The 19,260-nt window shown below is 31.8% G+C and carries 10 protein-coding genes and 1 CRISPR repeat array; of the genes, 1 reads left to right on the top strand and 9 read right to left on the bottom strand.

All coding sequences use genetic code 11. From position 1 onward, the window contains the following. Positions 1-67: 67 nt before the first annotated feature. Positions 68-847: an XRE family transcriptional regulator gene (locus ACZ1AQ_RS05290; protein ID WP_489631904.1), complete on the top strand. Its 780-nt coding sequence runs from the start codon at positions 68-70 to the stop codon at positions 845-847. Between the two features lie 498 nt (positions 848-1,345). Here ACZ1AQ_RS05290 and ACZ1AQ_RS05295 read toward each other — a convergent pair whose 3' ends face one another. The 9 genes from ACZ1AQ_RS05295 to cas9 all read right to left on the bottom strand — a co-directional run bounded on the left by ACZ1AQ_RS05295 (position 1,346) and on the right by cas9 (position 19,114). Then, positions 1,346-2,308, bottom strand: coding sequence for an endonuclease/exonuclease/phosphatase family protein (locus tag ACZ1AQ_RS05295; RefSeq protein WP_489631905.1), 963 nt, complete (start codon positions 2,306-2,308; stop codon positions 1,346-1,348). Between the two features lie 137 nt (positions 2,309-2,445). Continuing rightward, a complete protein-coding gene (locus tag ACZ1AQ_RS05300) occupies positions 2,446-2,679 on the bottom strand; it encodes a hypothetical protein (RefSeq protein WP_489631906.1) in 234 nt (77 codons plus the stop codon). 8 nt (positions 2,680-2,687) lie between these two features. After that, complete coding sequence (locus tag ACZ1AQ_RS05305; protein WP_489631907.1) at positions 2,688-3,536, bottom strand: HNH endonuclease; 849 nt, start codon at positions 3,534-3,536, stop codon at positions 2,688-2,690. After that, positions 3,523-5,478, bottom strand: coding sequence for an AbiJ-related protein (locus ACZ1AQ_RS05310; RefSeq protein ID WP_489631908.1), 1,956 nt, complete (start codon positions 5,476-5,478; stop codon positions 3,523-3,525). Before ACZ1AQ_RS05310 ends, ACZ1AQ_RS05305 begins: the two co-directional genes overlap by 14 nt. A 221-nt stretch (positions 5,479-5,699) precedes the next feature. After that, positions 5,700-7,688, bottom strand: coding sequence for a hypothetical protein (locus ACZ1AQ_RS05315; protein ID WP_489631909.1), 1,989 nt, complete (start codon positions 7,686-7,688; stop codon positions 5,700-5,702). A gap of 265 nt (positions 7,689-7,953) precedes the next feature. After that, entirely contained in the window at positions 7,954-10,623 is a 2,670-nt protein-coding gene (locus ACZ1AQ_RS05320) for a UvrD-helicase domain-containing protein (protein ID WP_489631910.1), read from the bottom strand. Between the two features lie 461 nt (positions 10,624-11,084). Further along, positions 11,085-13,713: direct repeats of the CRISPR family, unit length 46 nt; unit sequence GTTGTGAATTGCTTTCAGAATTGTATTTTTACTTATGATTCCCAAC. A 115-nt stretch (positions 13,714-13,828) separates the two neighbouring features. Next, positions 13,829-14,176 (bottom strand): CRISPR-associated endonuclease Cas2, encoded by a 348-nt coding sequence (gene cas2, locus ACZ1AQ_RS05325; protein ID WP_489631911.1) that lies wholly within the window; start codon positions 14,174-14,176, stop codon positions 13,829-13,831. After that, on the bottom strand, positions 14,169-15,065 hold the full coding sequence (cas1, locus tag ACZ1AQ_RS05330; protein WP_489631912.1) for a type II CRISPR-associated endonuclease Cas1: 897 nt from the start codon (positions 15,063-15,065) through the stop codon (positions 14,169-14,171). Before cas1 ends, cas2 begins: the two co-directional genes overlap by 8 nt. A 2-nt stretch (positions 15,066-15,067) precedes the next feature. Beyond that, positions 15,068-19,114: a type II CRISPR RNA-guided endonuclease Cas9 gene (gene cas9 / locus ACZ1AQ_RS05335; RefSeq protein WP_489631913.1), complete on the bottom strand. Its 4,047-nt coding sequence runs from the start codon at positions 19,112-19,114 to the stop codon at positions 15,068-15,070. Positions 19,115-19,260 lie beyond the last annotated feature (146 nt).

Below are 19,260 nucleotides of genomic sequence, written 5' to 3' on the forward strand. Positions count from 1 at the left end.
AACAAAATTAGTACAGATAGTAACAATTTTTTATATATTTGTTGTTACAAATTGTAACAAAATTATTATGTCGTTATTTTCAGACAATATCAGGGCGTTGCGAATTAAGCATCAAATCTCGCAAGAAAAATTAGCGGAGCAGTTGGGGATTACCAGAGGTCGGTATGTGAAATATGAAGATGGTACCTCGGAAGCTCCGTATGACATACTGAAGAAAATCGCACATCATTATCATATCAGTATTGATTTGTTATTGGCTGTTGATGTCCGTAAAATTGACCTTCAGGATTTGATTAAATTGGAAAATAACCGCCTTATTTTGCCCATACAAGTGGATGCCATAGGGGAAAATGTCATTGAGGTAGTCACGCAAAAAGTAAAAGCGGGTTATTTGAATGGCTATGCGGACCCCGAATATATTGAAAGTTTGCAGCAAATTTCTTTGCCCTTTTTGGGTCCAGGGAAGCATAGAGGATTCCCAGTTGAAGGGGATTCGATGCCACCACACGAGGAGGGTTCTATTATTGTCGGACGCTATGTTGAAAAGCTGGGAGAAGTACAAGACGGCAAAACCTATATTTTGATTACCAAAAATCAAGGGATGGTCTATAAACGTTTGAATAAAAACAAAAGGAATGCCTTTGTCTTGGAATCGGATAACCGCTTTTATCCCAATTTTGAAGTTAAGTTTTCAGAAATTCTAGAAATATGGGAGTTCGTATGTAATATTGGCCGTAGTGATAGGAAAGAACCTGTTACCGAAATTGATAGTTTGAAAGCCATTTTAATGGAGTTGAAAAGGGAAGTGAAGGAGATTAAGGAGCAGAGGGTTTCGAAGGTTGTTTAATCGGTTATGGGTTAATCGTTTATAGTTTAAGGTTGTTTAAGGTTGTTTAATAGGTTATGGGTTGTGAGTTATCAGTTATCAGTTATCAGTTATGAGTTATGAGTTATGGGTTGTGAGTTATGAGTTGTGAGTTATTAGTTATGAGTTATTAGTTATGAGTTGACAGTTGTGAGTTATGAGTTGTGAGTTATGAGTTATGAGTTGTCAGTTATCAGTTATGAGTTGACAGTTATCAGTTGTGAGTTATCAGTTGTGAGTTATCAGTTATGAGTTATGAGTTATGAGTTATGAGTTGTCAGTTATTAGTTATTAGTTATCAGTTATGAGTTTTGTGCGTGAAGAGGTTAGGGGGCGAAGATTTTTTTGATTGTGTGTGGTGCGTTTTGGGAGCTTTCTTTTCTTGAGCTGGCTAAAAGGGTGGGGAAGAGGACAAAAAGATTCTCTTTTTGAGGTTATTGGTTTAAAGAGTAGGACAGGTCGCGACCTGTCCGTACAGGATTATAGTTTGAATTCAGCCCAGAGGGGGTAGTGGTCGGATAGCATAAAGGATAGGGCTTGTTTGGTGAGGCCACGGTTGGATAGGGCGGTTTTGATGAAGTCGTAATTGCCGCCTGTTATGAATTCTAACGATAGGTTGTTTTTCTTGTTGCTGTTTTGGAACCAAGCGATTTGGTCATAGTATTTGGTTTCATCGAAGATGGAACGGGTTACTTTGTCGTTTTGTAAAGCGGGTGGAATATACAATCCTTCGGAGATAAAGGTTTGGTTCAGTAAGTCGCCGCGTTTGTCGATGTTGAAATCTCCTAAGGCGATTAGGTTTTGGTGGTAGGCGTTGATGTCGTCTGCCCAGCTGGCCAACCATTTGGCTATGCCTTTGAGCTCGGTGATGCGGTCGCTGGACGTATTTCCGAAAAGGATGTGTAAGGTGACCAAAATAAAGGTTTGGTTTTGTGCTCTAAAGCTCACTGCATAAGGGGAACGCACAAATTGTTTGTCGAGCATTCCTTTGTTGATGGTTTTTGTCCATTCGTCTGGAACTACTAATTCGCAGGCTAAACCGGAAAGGTTTACGCGACGGGTATCAAAGAGATAGGCCATACGTTCGCCATTGCCGACATCGCCTTGATTGACGTCTGTTAGGATTAGGGACCAATCCGAACCTAAGACTTTCAGCACATCGCGTAGTCCTTTGAGATTGGCTTTTACTTCCTGGACTGCTATTACATCAAATCTTTTTATAATCTCGGCTATACATACCAAAGAATGTAAATCTCTTTTTGGACTGTCTGTAGGAGCCGAAGTCCACTTACGGGTAATGTCTCCAAATCCTCTAATGTTCCAAGTGGCAATGAGTAGGTTTTTTTCTAGTTTTTTGGGTGGTATTTTTAGGTCTAAATCTTCTTTTAGTTCTTTGAGATTGGCTTCTACATCCACTGGTAATTTATCTTCAATCGTATCCATCTTTTTGTGCTTTGGGTTCTGAAATTAAAGATAGGAATTTTATTTAATTAGCTGAATGCTTGTGTGTTAAATAAGTGTTGTGGTTTGGAATGGGAATGGGGATGGGGATGGGACAGCTCGCAAGCTGTCCGAACTTCTTAATTAGAAATGGAGGTGGTCAATTTGGACTGGAACTTACAGCTGTTAGCAGAATGGCGCCACGTCACTTTGGGCACGGATTGCAAATCCGCGCTATCAGGGTTGTCAATGCATTGGAATACTTCGTTTTTTATGGGTTCTCTACCGCTGTAAATGTAGGCGTCGATTAAGGCTTTGAATTGGGCTTTGTACAGGTGTTCTTCTTTGCATAATTTCACTAATGATTTTTTCATTTAATTTATTAATTAAAAATTAAATCAAGATAATCTTTATTATTTATAAGTGTTTCTTTTATGATGGCTTTCCAATAATTGAATCCATAATAGATCTTCTCTCCCATTATATCTTCCTTTATAGTTGTTATTAATTCTCCTTGACTCATTTTGTCCTTATACTTATTTATTTCTTTAGTGAGTTCATAAATTGTATCATGACTATTTTTTCTAAATCTTTTAGGTAGATGTAATCTTTTGTAATGATTTTTAATTAAGTTGAAAAGATTTTGCTCAATACCAAATCTATTTTCTACATTAAATTTTAAAGTTATTTTATCTTCATCAAATGCTGGATAACAGAATAAATATTGTACCTCTGGTAAATTGTCTAAATAAAGATTTAGAAATACTGATTTGTTGTTTTCTCTCCAAACATTACTTTTATGCCCATTACATTTTGAACAAGAAGGAAATAAATTTCGTGGATTTACCGAAAATTCTGGAAACTCATCTTTGGGAACAATATGATCAAATGAATTAATCTCATTGATAGTACAATTTTGGCAAGTATTAATTAATCTATCACCCTCAACTGTAGTTACTTCTATGTTTAATTTTTGTATTACTGAATTGTCGTATTTGTATAATTTTAATAAATCAATTTTATCTTGACCCACATAACCGTGAGCTGTAAGTGATGAAAGATTATTTGCTGTGTTTTCTATATCAAAAGTTCCGTATTTATTTTTTACATTTGGTTTTAATAGTTCTATTCTTTTTTTGTAGTCAGGGTCTTTGTTAGAATTATTTTTAGCTTTTAAAACATCATCTAAAAAAGTACTTGAACATTCCTTATATGGTTTAAGATTTTTCATCAATAATACTTTTTAGAAATAAACGTGTGTTAAGACTTACAGGAACGTTGTCAGATTCTATTTCTTTTATTATATCTTCATAAGACATTCCCTTTTTAATCAAATTAGATAAAATGATTTTGAATTGTTTCGGAATTTCTCTGTTACCAAAAATTTCCTCAATAATAGTGGATAGGTTTTCACCAAATGTCTCTTTGCTTGGTTTTCTAATTGATGCATATTTACCTTCACGTTGAACAACATAAACGTTTTTTGAAAACAATTCTTGAATAATAATTGGTGAATGAGTTGCGATAATGCAATAGGATTGAAATATTCGACTTAATTCATAAATAGTATTAATAAGTTGTGAAATTGCATTTGGATGTAAATGTGTTTCAGGTTCATCATAAATTAGTAAAGAATCGTACCTGATGTTGGCAATTATTTCAGTTATAATTAATATCAGAATGCTTTGACCTGAGCTTAGAATATTGATAATTTCAACAAACTTAGCATAGTTAATTTCATACTCTTCAGTTTCACTTTTATAGATAATAAACTCTTTGATTAAATCTAATTCGATAAATTCTTTGATTGTATCTAAGAAAATATTTGTTCTACTTTGTTCACTTATTTTTTCGTATGATTTCTTAAACCTTAAAATTAGTTCATTTTCCTCCATACGATTGCCATTCTCATCTTTTAAGCCACAATAGACATAATTAAATTCAGCTGTTTTTTTGGGTATTTCAAATCTGTCAAATGAGCTATAAGAAATCGCTATTACTTTACTAAATAAAGGTGTTTTTGGCGTGAAATTATCGTCGTTTTTATTTGATATATCAATAGGTAACGTAGTAACTAATTGGGTTTTACCAGTACCATTTTTACCAATAATTGCATAAATTCTATTTGGAATCATACTATTATTATCAAAGTCAAAATCAACTTCTAATTCATTATCAGCAAATTTAGGTTGAAATTTATATTTGAAACTGTAAAGTTTTTTTGAATTAATACCATAAATTTTATATTTTACTTCGCGCATTAAACGTTCAGAAGTATCTTCTCTTATTATAGATTTTTTAAAAATTTGATTGTTTTCAAAACTTTCTAATATTGTTGGAAAAAATGCAGTGTCTTGTATTGCCCAAAGTATGTTTTTAAAATTGTCTCCAAATAGTTTTTTAATATTTTCATAATATTTATATTCTTGTCCTAGAGAGCAAAATAAATCAGGAAGTTGTGTGAATGAAGGAGGGATTATATTTGGTGTTATAATATCTTTATTATGTATAATTTTTAATCGTCCAATTATATAACAATCACTAGCACTTTGATAAAAAAACAATTCATATTCAGATATAATACCGAAATCATTCCACCCATCATTTAAAACCAATACAAATGAGGGAAATTCAGTTGGTGTTTGATGCGAACTTTTTCTATCAAAAAAACCTCTAGGGTTATTATTTACAAAAAAAGGGATATTATTTGTAACTAAACCTAATGGAATTTTATCCGCATCTTGTTTGGCACTTACTTTATATACTATTAACCCATTATTATCTAATTGAATTGCTTTGTATGATAAATTTTCCTTTTCTAAATAAGGGTTTATCATTAAATAGAATTTCATTATTTCATCCTTTGTATTTCTAATGTTTGGATGAATAATTCTATTTAGAAACTCTATAAAAGTTTCTGTATTTTCGATTATATTGAATCTTTCAGTCAACACATATTCGTATTCCCAATCATAATTATTTACCAAATGTTGGTATGCATCACTATAGGCATTATTATATCTTGGGTCATTAGATGGTAATTCTTTAAGGTTTAATAAATCGTCTAAAAACTTTATTATATTTTCATCATTAACTGGTGTTCCAAATAACTCGTTTTCTTGTAATAACGACTTTAATATATCTAGTTTTAATTTTTTTGAAAGTTCTAACATCCTAATTTTTTACTATCGTATTTTTAACTTTTTTAATTCTTTATTAAGTCATTATCCCTTTCACAAACATCTCTATAAACTCTTTGATTTGCACAATGATGCGGTTGCCGATTGTTCTGGTTTGTTTTTAGGTTATCACTGAAATCCCAAATACAAAACCAATTTCAAATTAAGGCTAGTACCCCCAAATTGCTTATTGTATTTTTCAATGCCGTGCCAGTTTAAATACTTTTATCACCTCTAGAAATTAACGCTTCTTCAATCAAAGTTACAATGTTTTCAAACGCATTATTATCATCTTTAAACAATTCGTCAAGTTGCTTCTTTATCTGTGGAGATTTTTCAAGATTCTTTGCGAACATTTCTTTAAATTGTTTTATCTTAATTTTTTGAGGAGTTACAAGTGAATGTGAAGTAAGAATCGAGATTTCATCTTTTTGAGCTAAAAAAGGTTCGTAAAATTTTATATATCCACGTCCGATTGCCCCATGAAACATTTTAAGATTAGGATTTTTTTTGCTTTGTTTTAAAATATGACTTCTAGAGATTCCTGGATATGGGTCGATATAAAATACATTCGTTATTCCTAGTTGAAAAGCTTTTTTTGCACATAATTCGCATGGGCTTGCCGTAGTAAATAAAAAGCCATTTTTTAAAGGTTGTCCGCCATACTTTGAAATTTGCATCATTGCATTTTCTTCAGCATGTAGTGAACGTGTGTGGACTTGATTTGTTTCACCTTTAAATTTATTATAAGCGGTTTTAAAACAATATGGACAGTTGATTCCACCAAGATCTTGCGTACTTAGTTTTTCTTCGGAAAAACTAGCTTTCAGGTATTCATTAAAATTTTTAGATTCTTTATCTATTTCAGCATTGTCAGGATTATTTAAATTTTCCTTGCTTGCAGAATCTTTTTCAGTTAAACCAATACCACGTTCAAAATCTGAAAATCCAAAAGGCTCCTCTTGTCCAATTTCTTTGATATTCCTTAAAGCGCAAGGCACAGCAGTTTTAGGAACGTCGTTCCAACCAATTGATTTAATAGAATAGTCTGAATCTGTAATTACTGCTCCAACCTGTCTTGAAATACATCCTGAACTGAGTTTCGCAGTGAAAGCCATTTGCATACATCTTTCAACAGCGCTAGGTGTTATTAATCCAGGTTGTTGGATAAGTCCCTGCAATTTCAATAGTTGTTGTTGAACAGAATCAAAATCTTCTTCAATGTTATCTCTTTTATTATTTAAAATATGAAAGTCAGCTTTCTGAATACAATTTTGAACATCAGGAGAAAAAAAATGTCCTTTAGAAAAATCAGAACACTTATATTCAGTTTCATCTAACTCTAATAGTCGATTTATTAGTCTAGTTTCATTCTTTCCATAAGTGTCAACTAATCTAGTTCGTCGTTCGTCCGACTTTACTGCAACTAGATAAAAACCTGAATAACGTTCTTTAAAAAAATTAATCTCTAAAGAATTGCGCAGTGAATCGATAACAATATGGCATGAATTCCTTTGTAGTATTTTGGTACCCTTAATGATTCTATTAATAACTTCTGCAATGAAATAAATATACTGAAAATCTTCGTTATCACTTTCGTATGCTTGTCCCGACTTTCTAAAATTAATAGCTGTATGATGTAGTAATTTTGTTCTCTCTGCTATACCATGTTTTTTAAGGATATTATCCACTTGGTCGGCAAAATTCTCAAAAGAATTCCAGTAGAAATCCGCAAGAAATTTCAAATCATCACGACTTTTAATTTTTCGGATATTACCAAATTGTTTTATAGTGCTAATTATTTCTTGATTGGTTGTAAAGAATTCGTGAAGTTCTTGATGAACATTTTCGATTTTTTGATCATCGTATTCTAAAGCACTAAATCTGTAAAAGCTTAATAAATGTTTTCTAAATTTCCTTATGTCTATGTTTTGACACATTATAAAAAGAAGAATATTCTTGTACTTTATAATCCGATATTGTTTCCAATTTAGTGAATTAAAATCGTAAATAATTTTATATTTACGTTGCTCGATATTTTCGGATTTTACTCTCGGAGCAACAATTCGATCTAAATTTTCAAATGGATGTGATAAGCTCTTAGCGACATCTGTGCAACCGCTTCCTGTTCTGCCTGTAATTCCAAGTATGCTAAATTCTTCACGTAGAGAATATAGCTTATCGAGTTTCGTAGTAATTTCCATAATAAGTTGATAAAAAGTATAGATAGAAGTTTATTTAATTGAGATGTTTGTAGTATTCCCGTCAAGGCATAGCTACTAGTTAGCATACAGTAGCAACAAGCTTTCGTATATAACCCAAATCTATTGGCTTAGTGCTTTCGTTGTGTTCTTGCTTTTTCAAATATATACAACTTTTAGTACATTATTTATTTTAATATTGATTATTTCTTTGGTTTTGTAAAGAAAATGAGACATCGTAATCGGGGCTTTAAGGTGCTTAGGTAAATTATTCTAATTTTATTGTCTTGTTACATTTTGGATAATTTGTGCAACCTAAAAAGTTACCGTATGGTCCGGTTCTTTTAGTCATAAATCCGCTTTGGCAACTTGGACAAAGTATAGTGTTTTCTAAAATTTCAATGTTGTTAAAAGTCTGATTACATATAGGGTAATGAGAACACCCTAAAAATTGATTTTGATTTGATGAATTTTGCCTAATAACTAGACGTCCTGTTTGACAGTATGGACAATTAGTTTTCGTTAAATTTTCATTGTTCTTATTAAATAAAAAGTTATTCTCCTTTTCTAATTCTTCTACAAAAACTGAAATATCAGAAGGGGTAAGAAGTATCGCTGTGTTTTTAGTTCTTGTTAATGCTACATAAAATAATCTACGTTCTTCTGCAAAACGATATTCTTCATCATCACTGAGTAATAATGATAACATAGGGTCATCTGTCATTTTATTTGGAAAGCCTAGTAAGTCATTTTTTAGGTTTAGTATTATTACATTATCCGCTTCTAGACCTTTTGATTTGTGTACTGTTATGAATTTAATATCAATGTCTTCAAAACCTTTGATTTCTAATTGATCTGTACGTTCATTATATTTAATTCTGCTATTATCAGTATACTTGATAAATTCGTTGATGTCAAAACTATGTCTACCCAATACTAATATTGGCTTTTTTCCATATTTATTTATTATATTTTGAACTTCATTTATTAAAACATTTTCAGCATTGGCTTGTGAATAGTAAACAAACTTAATAGGGTATTCCAACAGTTCTTTTTTGGACTTTGGGTTCTTTTTTATTTGTTTTTTATTCTTTTGAATATATTTAGAAGTTATGTCAATTAAGGATTGTGAGTTGCGATACGTTTGTTCAATAAATAATTGTTTAAATTTTCCAACATACTTTTCAAAATTGCTAAACAAAGAAATGTCGCTACCTGCAAAACGATAGATGGATTGCCAATCATCACCCACACAAATTAATCTAGCTTGTGCTATTTCTCTAATTTCTTTTATGAGGTTAAAACGAGAATAGGATATGTCCTGATATTCGTCAATGATGATATGTTGATAAGTGTAGTCTGGTTTCTTGTCTATTACAATATCTGTTGCCAGATTTATCATATCATTAAAGTCAATTTCATTTTTATCTCTAAGTTTATCGTTGTATTTTTCTAAAATAGGAAGTGCGAATTTTAAAAAGACTTCCTGTCTTTCGAGCATATAATCATTTTTAGTACTTTTTTTATCAGAAAACAAAGTGATTATTGCATTATTGTTTAACTTTCTTGATTTACAAAGATTAATAAAGGTGATTATAAGATTTGAAATTTCTTTGCCAAAATTATTCTCGCTTTCTGTAACTTTTGAGTAAATACTTTTTTTATCTCTTGGATTAAAAATTACATTTTCATTTTCCAGTACTTCACGTAATTTCTCGAGCAATATGTGGTCTCTGTTGTAGTAAGAATAGGTTTCTAAAAGTTTGGTGTTATTTGTTTTATGTATTTCCCTCTTCATTTCCATTTCTTCCACATACTTTTGTTCATTATGTGGTGTAAGCCATTTTGCCTGATTATTTTCGTCAACACCAAAATGTTCTAAATAAATGTCGTAGTCTTTTAGATAAAAATCAGGACGATACATTGTATTGCCAAAAGGATATGGTTTTTCATATTCATATTCAATACCATTTAAGTAAAGAAAGTTGGCAATGGTAAGCTCCTCAACACTTTTTACTCTCTCGCCATGTATTGTGTCCAAATTTGTTTTTTTTACTTTGTTTAATTCAGGTTCACATTTAGATCTTAAAGTTTGAAAATTTATTCCTTTTTCAGTATCAAGTTTATCCCCTAGAGACTCATAACTATCGTGTTCTTCGGGTATGTTCATATAACACGCTACATAAACGATGTAAGCTTCTAGTGCTGCTGTATTGTCAAGTATTTCTTTTTCTAAGTATGCTTTGATAAGATTACTTAATGTGTTTTCGTTGGTTAGTGCTGGAACAGCTTCTAGGTGGTTTTTTATGGTATCGTAGCCAAGTTTATGAAAAGTTGTAGCTCTTGCCTCTAAGTTTATGTTTTTTAACCGTTCGTTTAATTCGTCAACTGTTTTTTTAGTGAATGATAACAGTAAGATGTTTTCTGGTTTTACCTTCTTTTGCTCTATTAGGTATTTCACTTTACCAATTATTGTTAAGGTTTTTCCAGAGCCAGCACCCGCAATAATAAGGTTTGAATACTCATCTGTTATCACTGCAGTTTGTTGTTGGTCGTCTAATTTTTTGCCTTCAATATCTTCAAAATATTGGCTGAGTTTTTCTTTTTGAGCAAGGACATAGTTTTGGTTATATTTGGCAAAGTAATTGTCAAAATCGCTGTAAATTTCATTGAAATTTTTAACTCTCTCTTCCTTTTTATAAAATCTTGTTTTGTATTTAAAAAACTTACCTACTGCAGAATAATCTGTCTTTATCTGATCACGATGTTTCCAAGTTACGTAATCATCAAGGGATTCTATCGCTTCAAAAAAAGAATTTATCTGCTGTAAATTTAGAAGGTATGTGGTGTTTTGATATTTTTTCTTTTCTAGCTTTTGTAGAAATACAAGAAAAAACACTATCAATATAACCGCAATAATAATGATTGTCAATGTCATATTTGTTGCTCTTTATATTTCATTTGAAAAACATATAATCCTATGATAGACAATAATGAGGTCTATTATACTTTTGTGCTTTCTGCAAAAATGGGGTTTTTTGCACAGTTTTGTTTTACTTTAAACTAGTTCAAATATATACAACTTTTAGTACATTGCTCTACTTTTACAGTTATTATTTCTTTGATTTTGAGGTGAACAAGGCCATGGATTATCATAAAATCGTAAGATTTATAAAACGGTTATCGAAAAAGTTAGAAAACTTTAAAATATATGTCTATTCAAGTTTATAAAAAAATACGAAGTCGAGAGACTTCGTAAAGCTAGGTATAACAAGTTGTGAATTGATTTATCTTACTTGGCTTTTATTTTTTTTTTTAGAGTTCGATGATTTTCAATTGAAAATTGTATTTTTATTTATAATTCCCAACTTTCTTTAACCTTAATTCCTTGTTTGTCTGGTTGTGAATTGCTTTCAGAATTGTATTTTTACTTATGATTCCCAACGGATGTTGAGGAGTTAGTTCAATAAGTGTCGTTGTGAATTGCTTTCAGAATTGTATTTTTACTTATGATTCCCAACATGCAGCTCCTTTTCAAAAGAATTGAACCTGTTGTGAATTGCTTTCAGAATTGTATTTTTACTTATGATTCCCAACAATTACAAAGACTTTACCATCATAAGGCGTGTTGTGAATTGCTTTCAGAATTGTATTTTTACTTATGATTCCCAACCTCACGTGCAAAGCTAACAATTATTGACTAGTTGTGAATTGCTTTCAGAATTGTATTTTTACTTATGATTCCCAACCCAGAATTAATACATCACTTGGCTTACATCGTTGTGAATTGCTTTCAGAATTGTATTTTTACTTATGATTCCCAACATTAGTATTTCAGCTCCTAGCGATTCATTTGTTGTGAATTGCTTTCAGAATTGTATTTTTACTTATGATTCCCAACTTTTTTTTATAAATGAGCATTACCGCCCTGTTGTGAATTGCTTTCAGAATTGTATTTTTACTTATGATTCCCAACGTAGCATAATTATCAATTAGTTAGTAATTAGTTGTGAATTGCTTTCAGAATTGTATTTTTACTTATGATTCCCAACATTGAATAATCCTGCTTGTGGATACAATGGGTTGTGAATTGCTTTCAGAATTGTATTTTTACTTATGATTCCCAACCTTTGTTGATATTAAAGACATTCAATTGAGGTTGTGAATTGCTTTCAGAATTGTATTTTTACTTATGATTCCCAACTACTTCATCCTCTTCTTCTTTATACAAACGGTTGTGAATTGCTTTCAGAATTGTATTTTTACTTATGATTCCCAACTCTTGACCTAAATCCCACAATCTATCCATAGTTGTGAATTGCTTTCAGAATTGTATTTTTACTTATGATTCCCAACAGTAAGATATATATATGCATTACCTACCGAGTTGTGAATTGCTTTCAGAATTGTATTTTTACTTATGATTCCCAACAGTAAGATATATATATGCATTACCTACCGAGTTGTGAATTGCTTTCAGAATTGTATTTTTACTTATGATTCCCAACATGTCAGTATCTTTGTCTATGTCAGTATCTGTTGTGAATTGCTTTCAGAATTGTATTTTTACTTATGATTCCCAACCCAGGACTGATAAAAGTAAAAAATGGAATAGTTGTGAATTGCTTTCAGAATTGTATTTTTACTTATGATTCCCAACTTGTCGAGTTGGTTCCCATTATATCCCATGGTTGTGAATTGCTTTCAGAATTGTATTTTTACTTATGATTCCCAACTCAATCCTTCAGTTTCTACGCCATCGTCATGTTGTGAATTGCTTTCAGAATTGTATTTTTACTTATGATTCCCAACATAGCGACTATTGGCACGGCTTCCAATAGTGTTGTGAATTGCTTTCAGAATTGTATTTTTACTTATGATTCCCAACTACCTCGGTCTAAATAACTATCGGTTAAGCGTTGTGAATTGCTTTCAGAATTGTATTTTTACTTATGATTCCCAACCAGGTATTACTTTAACTGTTATTCTTCTTGGTTGTGAATTGCTTTCAGAATTGTATTTTTACTTATGATTCCCAACATTAGTATTTCAGCTCCTAGCGATTCATTTGTTGTGAATTGCTTTCAGAATTGTATTTTTACTTATGATTCCCAACTTCGTGTTCTAATGATTCGCAATGAGAACAGTTGTGAATTGCTTTCAGAATTGTATTTTTACTTATGATTCCCAACCGCTCCTAATAACGGAGTTGTATAAGGCGTGTTGTGAATTGCTTTCAGAATTGTATTTTTACTTATGATTCCCAACCACAAGGAGATACGAAAGCAGAGAAAGCGGGTTGTGAATTGCTTTCAGAATTGTATTTTTACTTATGATTCCCAACGCCACACGCAAAAAAGTGTTGCTAGTAGTCGTTGTGAATTGCTTTCAGAATTGTATTTTTACTTATGATTCCCAACTATTTGTACTCGATACGGTGGCTACTACAGGTTGTGAATTGCTTTCAGAATTGTATTTTTACTTATGATTCCCAACTGTTGTTTGGTAATTATCAATTATCGCATCGTTGTGAATTGCTTTCAGAATTGTATTTTTACTTATGATTCCCAACGCAAGAAAGCAAATAGTTACAGACAATATTGTTGTGAATTGCTTTCAGAATTGTATTTTTACTTATGATTCCCAACTCTGCTAAAAGAAAAAATGAACTAGCTACCGTTGTGAATTGCTTTCAGAATTGTATTTTTACTTATGATTCCCAACAGTAAGCTTAGATTCGCAACCACACGCGCAGTTGTGAATTGCTTTCAGAATTGTATTTTTACTTATGATTCCCAACAACGTTTATCAAATTCTTCTAAGGCTATATGTTGTGAATTGCTTTCAGAATTGTATTTTTACTTATGATTCCCAACCAATCAACACATCATCCTTAGCATCGGCACGTTGTGAATTGCTTTCAGAATTGTATTTTTACTTATGATTCCCAACTATACGGACAAAAGAACATTTGTTAAAACAGTTGTGAATTGCTTTCAGAATTGTATTTTTACTTATGATTCCCAACATACATCGATTTAATCGATTGATATGTTGGTAGTTATAAGTAGTTTTTAAAACTAAAAAAAAGCATTATTTGTATGCTAAGATTCAGAAGACAATCCTTTTTTTTTATTCCTAGTTTAAAAAAGTTCTAATTGCTGAGATGGTTTTTCAGGCTCTACTGGTTTCTTCCCATAAAAAAGTTCCATCATTCCAAATTGTTTGTCTGTGATTTGCATCACGCCAATTTTTCCGTGTTCGGGCAAACTATTTTTTATTCTTTTGGTGTGTACTTCCGCATTTTCTCTACTGGCACAAAATCGCATGTAAATTGAAAATTGAAACATAGAAAATCCATCGTCTAATAGCCTTTTTCTGAATGCACTGGCTATTTTACGCTCCTTCCTAGTCTCGGTGGGCAAATCAAAAAATACTAGTATCCACAAACTTCTATATTGGTTTAAGCGCGTGTAATGTTCGTCATACATAAACAGGGTATAAAATTTTCCTTGCTGTTCCTTCAAAACATTCGTGTAAGGAATGAGTAGTTCTACTCATGGCAACCATCAACGGACTGTTTTTTCCGTCTATAAACACATCAATAGAGGCAATACTTAACAATTGTTTTTTAATTTCGATGGTCAGTTCCTCATACGAATCTTCGGTTTCCATAATATGGCAGACAATTAAATCTACATACGGACGATACGGTTCCATAATATCGTCAGCCAAGCAATAGGCATTGTATTTATTGCGGTGGAAAATTCCTAAGGTGGGTAACATTCCAGAACTGACAATAGCTCTTGCTGTAATGGCTCTAAGAATTGCATAACCATAATTCAGTAAATTGTTCGGTGGAATTCCTTTTTGACCTCTGGTAAAGTTTTCTATTGTGATGAGGTTTTGCCAATAAAAAACCGCTGCTCTCGATTCGTGATTAAGCGCATCTCCAGAGGTAACTTCTTTAGCCCAAAGTTCCATTTTTCGGCAAGGAATTCCTTTTTCTTTTAATAATCCCGCTTGGTTTGATATTTTAGCACTAATGGTTTGTTGCCATAAATTCTTTTTGAGTGGCACAGAAGCATTGATTTGGTTTTTAAAACGTTCTGTTTGTTCCGTATGTCCGTTGAGTGGCATTAACAAACCAATAGGCAGGTGCTGTTGGTCACAATTGATTAATGCTACATTGTTATGGGTTAGTTTTTCGAGTAAACCATTGGTAATAGTGATTTGCTGGTTTTCCAAAACGATCACGCCAATATCCTCGATAGCCACTGTTTTGGTTTCTTGTTCCTTGTCGGGATATGAAATCACAATTTGCTCATTTTTGGTGCTTAAATAAGCTGGATTACCGAAGAAGAGGGTTCGTTTTATCATAACTAATACTCTACTAATTGCACAATTTGGCCTAAATGATTGATGCGTATTTTTAGTGCCATTGATAATTCTTTTGGACTCCTAATTCTTTTGTAAGCAATATTGTTTAATTGGCTATTGTCTAACAGTTGGGTCTCTAAATGGTGTCTAAAAGTATAATCTTTTGAACCTAGTTTTTGTACTCTAAACATATTAGGGCTAATCAAATGATAATTGTCTGGATTTAATAAATCTATTTCGTGCGGGTTAAAATTATCCGAAGGAAAAATAAAAAACTCATTTTGTTTCATAGTAAACAAGAACTCCCAGCCTTTATTGTGGTTTTTATTGATAACAGATAATCCTAAATTTCTGCGAACTACGGCATCATAAAACGAAACTACTTCTTCTTGCAAATTTCCTTTTTCATCTCTATAAATAGCAACATGATGGTTATTGCCAGTGCTAACAAAATCAACAGGAATGGGTTTGCCGCTATGGTCTAAAATTTCATTGCCCAAATGGTCTTTTTTGGTATGTAAAGCTTGTGCATTACTCACTCCGCTAATAGTAACACGTTTTATCGCAATTCCTTTTTCTTTGTTTTGCCAAATCGGGTTTTCGTCAAGGTTCACAAATGCTTTTTTTGGGTCATTACCAAATTCATTCAAACGGTTTTGAAGAATAGTTTTTAAACCAATATCAATTACTTTATCAATTTTTAAATCGGGTGTAATATCTTTTCTTATAGTATAATCAGCTTCTAACCAAACTATTTTTACTTTTTCAGGAACTACAATGTTGTCTTTGAGATTGATGTAAATAGGTGTTTTGGTCAAAGCATTTTTTCCTGTAAATGCTTTTTTAGGATCATTATCGTTTTCTTGCAATCGTTTTAAAAGTGCTTCTCGATATTCTTTTTTGGCAACTTTAGCGATGTATTCTTTGGTAAATTTTGCGTTTACGCTTTCATCTTTGGTTTCATAACGTTGCAATTTTCCATAAACGGTTTCTTTATGCAATTGACCTCTCGGCGTCAATTGTATTTTCTGATTAGTTCCAACGCTTTTTTTAGTTACGTTTTTGTTTTTGGTAACCACTTTGTTTTTTGCTTTATATGAAATTAAAATACTTTCAAGTTGCTTTTTGGCTGCTTCTCTAAAGTTTGGCATTGGTTCAATAAATCGAAGTTTGTTGTTCTTATCTCTTCTTAAATATTTTAATTCAATTCCAATAATTGATTTGGCTTTATTTTCTCCTTGTGTTTTGGCATTCAAATTGTTTAAATACTGAATATAAGCAGGTTTTGTAAAAGCAACAGTTATTGCATCCATAGCGTGATGGCGATGGTCGTTGCGTTTGGTCCAGTCTTTAATTTTGTACAGACGTTCACCGTTTTTACCTTCTTCAATATGAGTCAAACCCAATTTGTCGTATTTCTCCCAATTGAGTTCTTTCATCACATCGACCAATTCCCAATCTTCACGCAATTTATCCGTAACACTACCAATTGTTGCAGTTACATTTCTGGAAACTTCCAATAAAATTTCCTTGGCTTTCTTGGCAATGTATTGGGTTTCTCTTAATTGACGGTCAATAAACCCCTCTGGAATTTCATTGTCAGGCATTAGTAGTTTATTTTGTTTGGTTCTGCTAATTTTTCCAAACAAACTTTTTACTCTTTTTTCGAATTGGTCAAATTCTTCGGGAGATAATTTTTCTTTTAAAAAAGTATATGCTGTTTTATTACTTTTATCAATGTTTAATTGGCGTTCGCAAATCGTTTTATTTGAAAAACTATCATCAAACAAACGTGATTTGGGAATGATATGTTCAATATCATAGTCCTTTGTGAATAGTTTAGATGGTTCAATTGGCTTTCCTGTATAAATTGAAATACCATCACATTCCTTCCAAAGTTTATAGCGAATAATATCATTTCTTGTTACACGATGAATTCCAAATTCACTATGTAATAGTTTCCTGATTTGCTCGTGTTCAGCAGTACTCTTATTGATTGCCTTTGTCATTTCATTTCGCTGCTCATTGTTTGCTTTCAATTCACGAGCTAATTCAATCCTTATTTCATCAGGTTTACCCATTTGAGGGTCCTTGATTATCGCATTGATTACATTAATCATTTGATTGAGAATTTTCTCCACTACTGGATTTCGTAAACTGTTTTTCTTGAGCAATTCTAAGGTGTCTTTTAGAACTCTTTCATTATTTTGCTCTTTGGTCAATGAAGATGAGTGATTGTAGCCCACCATCAAACAAGCCTTGTCATAAATATGTCCATCCATCAAATGAGGCAATACTTTTTTTATTGCTTTGGCACTTAAACTGCCATAATCAGCTTGTAGATTTATATTTAAAAGAAATTGAATGTGATTTTCTTTGAAACCAAATTTTGTCATTAGGTTTTTTTTCAAAGGTTCGTCTTCCTCTGACGAATAGAGCAAATGCCATAATTGGTAATACCCTTGTTTGTCAAAATCATTGCCTTGAATAGTTGGATCAAAATCAAGAATATTCGTATTGATTTCCAAATCTTTAAAAGCCGATTTGAAAATTTGTTTGATATCTATTGCATCTAATTTAGAAAAATCCAATTCGTCATAGCCTTCAAGGATTAAAATTTTCTCAAAAGCCTTAAAAATTTCAGTATTGGTTCTATTGCCTTCAATTTTTTTGAAATTAATGGAATAATTACCTTTTTCTAATTTACATTCATTTACGATGAACTTAATAAATTGTGCATCAGTCATGTTTTCTTTAAATAAAAGTTCTTGACTAATAATCTGTTTAAGTTCTTCTCCTAATGGATAAATTTCTTTTTCTTTTTTAAATTCAATATTATTAATGTTTTGCCAAATCCTAAATTCCTGAAACAAAGGCGATGATTTTGGAATGGCTTTATGGCCTTTTTCAAATTCACAAAAACTTACCAAATGCTTTTGAGATTTCAATTTTCGTTGGTAAAAAATTGTAATATCTCTAACTTCTGATTTCAATTCTTCATTCAATTCATGATGAAATTTCGCTTGTGTTTCCCAAATTTTTTCAAATTCATCTAGGTAATCTTGGCGGTAAAAAACTTGATTTTTTAACTTGGCGTGTGCGTTTTTTTGAAGTTGTTTGTATTGAAATTGCCCAACAGTTTCTTGATTGAAATACAATTCTTTGCTTCGGTCACTTATAGCACCAAGATAACCGCTGGATTGATTAATTTGATTATTGATTTCAGTAATAATAAAAGCCAATATTTTCAAATCGAGTTCATTTGTCAAAGCTTCATTTCTCCATTTGTAATGTTGTAATTTGGTTTCTTCTCTAGTTCCTTTATTCTCGGCAAGAGGAATATTTAATGTTTTTGAAAAATACTGAGAAGTTACTGTTCTTGTTTTCCCTTTAATGTCTTCCAATAATTTATCATTCATTTGTACTGGATGAAATTGATTTTGAAAACGTACTATCTTCTCTAATTCTTTTTGTAAATCCGATCGATAAAAATCAGGAATATATTTACCTCCATTTAATAGTGAATTATAAACCCATTGTCCTGGTGTTAAACTGTTTTCAAAAATTTCTTTGGCGATTTTCATTCCGTCAATTGCATCGCCTTCTTCCGCAGTTTTGGCTTTTCGGCTACTTTTGTAACCTCGTTTTTTGTTGAGCATTAATAAAACTTGAACTAATTTTTCTTTGCTAACGGCCTCGGTTGCTGCTTTAGCCCTTATTTGATAGGAAGAAAAGGTTGTGTCTGTTCCAAGTTCGGCATAAACAAAATCTGTAGGAATGAATTTTATTCTGCTGAAAATTTCTAACAAAGCATTTCTTCTTTGCTTAAAACGCTGCAAGCTTCTTCGCGCTCCTCGTTTTAGGGTTCTACTTGCATTTATAGAAATTGTATTTCCTTTTTGAAAGTCGGTCTCCTCATCAGTTGTAAGTGGAACAATCCTAACACCAGTTTTAACAATAGATGAGGTTTCATTCTCATTCTCTGCTTCGTTTATAAAAGACCAACCAATGGATGTTGTACCCAAATCCAATCCTAATATTTTCTTCATTATTAAACTTTATTTAAGTGTGATTTTCTCTTTATCTAATGTAGTCCTTAAATTTAAATAAAAGAAAATTATTTTTTTTACGGAAAACCTCAGTTGAATATTAAAACTTTTTTAGTATAATTGTGTCACAATTTTGAAGCAATTCA

Source organism: Flavobacterium sp. UM26 (assembly GCF_057922445.1).

What these genes read in the sequence shown, in the direction of transcription:
- ACZ1AQ_RS05290 (WP_489631904.1), top strand. Translation starts at nt 68, where the DNA reads ATGTCGTTATTTTCAGACAATATCAGGGCGTTGCGAATTAAGCATCAA.
- ACZ1AQ_RS05295 (WP_489631905.1), bottom strand. Translation starts at nt 2,308, where the DNA reads ATGGATACGATTGAAGATAAATTACCAGTGGATGTAGAAGCCAATCTC.
- ACZ1AQ_RS05300 (WP_489631906.1), bottom strand. Translation starts at nt 2,679, where the DNA reads ATGAAAAAATCATTAGTGAAATTATGCAAAGAAGAACACCTGTACAAA.
- ACZ1AQ_RS05305 (WP_489631907.1), bottom strand. Translation starts at nt 3,536, where the DNA reads ATGAAAAATCTTAAACCATATAAGGAATGTTCAAGTACTTTTTTAGAT.
- ACZ1AQ_RS05310 (WP_489631908.1), bottom strand. Translation starts at nt 5,478, where the DNA reads ATGTTAGAACTTTCAAAAAAATTAAAACTAGATATATTAAAGTCGTTA.
- ACZ1AQ_RS05315 (WP_489631909.1), bottom strand. Translation starts at nt 7,688, where the DNA reads ATGGAAATTACTACGAAACTCGATAAGCTATATTCTCTACGTGAAGAA.
- ACZ1AQ_RS05320 (WP_489631910.1), bottom strand. Translation starts at nt 10,623, where the DNA reads ATGACATTGACAATCATTATTATTGCGGTTATATTGATAGTGTTTTTT.
- cas2 (WP_489631911.1), bottom strand. Translation starts at nt 14,176, where the DNA reads ATGTATGACGAACATTACACGCGCTTAAACCAATATAGAAGTTTGTGG.
- cas1 (WP_489631912.1), bottom strand. Translation starts at nt 15,065, where the DNA reads ATGATAAAACGAACCCTCTTCTTCGGTAATCCAGCTTATTTAAGCACC.
- cas9 (WP_489631913.1), bottom strand. Translation starts at nt 19,114, where the DNA reads ATGAAGAAAATATTAGGATTGGATTTGGGTACAACATCCATTGGTTGG.